Here is a 1,935-nt window from a genome sequence, read left to right on the forward strand (position 1 = left end):
TCAATTTTACTATACAGTCACAAAGCTTTGACTTTCTCAAGTTACACAAATTTGGTATTTTTGAACCAACACTCAATGGAACTGCTGCTGGCTCAAACCCTTAATTAATTTACGAATGATTTGCGATCGCTATAGAAGCATTGTCACCATTGATGCTATGGGCTGTTAGAGGTCAATTGTGAAATCAATTGTCGATCAAGAAGGAGATTATGTAATCACCTTAATAAAGAACCAGCCCTCCCTATCTGCCAGAGTATAAGAGTTGTTTAAACAAGCAATTAGACAAGGATTTTCGGGATTTACACATACAGCTTATTCGACAAATAAAGAGAGTAATCACCGCCGCTCAGAAATCCGACATCACTTAATGTTAAGTGACATCAAAGAGCTGATTGACCCGACAATCAATGGGATAAACTTCACAGTATAGGCTTGATATAATCCGTGAGAATAGTGAAGGGAAAAACAACTATTGAAACTCGTTATTATATTAGTAGTTTACCAAATGATGCTCACAAGCTTTGTGAATCAGTCCGCAGCCATTGGGGAATTGAAAATTCTTTACATTGGGTATTAGATGTGGGTTTTCGTGAAGATGATTGTCGGATTAGAAAAGATAATGCTCCGCAAAAATTTGGTATTCAAAAGAGACATCTCGCTCAATCTGTTGAATCAAGAAAAAACCTCAAAAACCGGAACAAAAAATAAGCGACTTCGAGCCGGGTGAGATGATGACTATTTAACTAAGCTCCTCGCTGTTACAGTTAACTCAATTCTCATGAATAACTCATTACTAACTATTATACAACTTGTAAACAGTGGTTGTAATATTTTTATTGTCTCAAAATTAGCACAAGCGTAAAAACCACCATTAATCAGTTCCTATTTTCTTACAAAAGTCATTACAAAGCGTGTCTGTAGCTTCTAAGAATGGTGAATTCATCTCAAAATATACTCACCACTAATGAACAGTGTTCAATAAGATGCGTTCCCCCTGACACTAGCGATACTTCCCCCGACGCTCGCGCCGTGCAGAGTTCTGAGGCAAAGCCATGATGGCGTTGACACAGCATTTTCGGTTTCTAGGAATAGCTTTGTACGGTTTTATTCAATCCCAATTAATTCTCATTCTTTCGCACTTATTCTGGCAAAGACTACTTAGGAATGAAAAATAAATAAGTTGATGAGTTATCGGTTATAATAAAAAAAGTGTGAGATTACAATTTTCACCAAAACAGAGATCAACTCACAACGGATTTTTCTAATTAACTTTAAAATCCCTATCTTATTCTAATTCAATTGAGTCAGAAATGAAAAAGTTTTATAAATCATTATCAGAAAAGGATAAAAGAAGGTATGCAGCTATAGAAGCTCAAAAATTAGGATGGAGTGGAATTAGCTATGTAATGCAACTTTTGGGATGCAGTCGAAATACCATCATCAATCAAGGGAATAGAAAATTTAGAAAAAATGTACGAACAGACACTAAATAATTCCAGGCTCAGAAAGAAAGGAGGGGGAAGAAAAAGTATTCTGTCTACTCAAATTGGCATTGATGCAGGATTTTTAGAGGTTTTAAAAAACCACACTGCCGGAAACCCAATGAATGAGTTAATCAAATGGACTAATTTGACGCATAAATAAATAGCTTCGGGACTACGAGCAGCAGGTTTTACCATTAGTCTCCCCTTAGTTGCAAAAATTAAAAAAAAGCATGGGTATGTGAAACGAAAAGCTCAAAAAAAACAAACAATAGGAATTAATAAAAATCGGGATGCTCAATTTAAAAAAATTGCTAGACTTCATGCAGAGTATAGAAAAGCAAGCAATCCTATTATTAGTTTTGATACCAAAAAGAGGCGTTGCTGAATCAAGGTATGAATGCCCCAGGAATGGGAATATCGTGAAATTTCAAGTAATGTATTAATAACTTAA

General features: G+C 35.4%; 2 protein-coding genes and 1 pseudogene. All 3 read left to right on the top strand.

What is annotated here, in order from left to right:
* Positions 1–139: 139 nt before the first annotated feature.
* A pseudogene (locus QUA20_RS31580) lies at positions 140–727 on the top strand (ISAs1 family transposase); the annotation flags it as partial.
* A 583-nt stretch (positions 728–1,310) separates the two neighbouring features.
* Positions 1,311–1,493: a hypothetical protein gene (locus QUA20_RS31585; RefSeq protein WP_333194277.1), complete on the top strand. Its 183-nt coding sequence runs from the start codon at positions 1,311–1,313 to the stop codon at positions 1,491–1,493.
* A gap of 208 nt (positions 1,494–1,701) precedes the next feature.
* The gene (locus QUA20_RS31590) at positions 1,702–1,869 is read left to right on the top strand and encodes an ISAzo13-like element transposase-related protein (RefSeq protein WP_333194278.1); all 168 of its coding nucleotides are present in this window, start codon (positions 1,702–1,704) and stop codon (positions 1,867–1,869) included.
* Positions 1,870–1,935: the final 66 nt, after the last annotated feature.

Origin of the sequence: Microcoleus sp. Pol7_A1 (genome assembly GCF_036701085.1) — a bacterium.
GTDB classification, from domain to species: domain Bacteria; phylum Cyanobacteriota; class Cyanobacteriia; order Cyanobacteriales; family Microcoleaceae; genus Microcoleus; species Microcoleus asticus.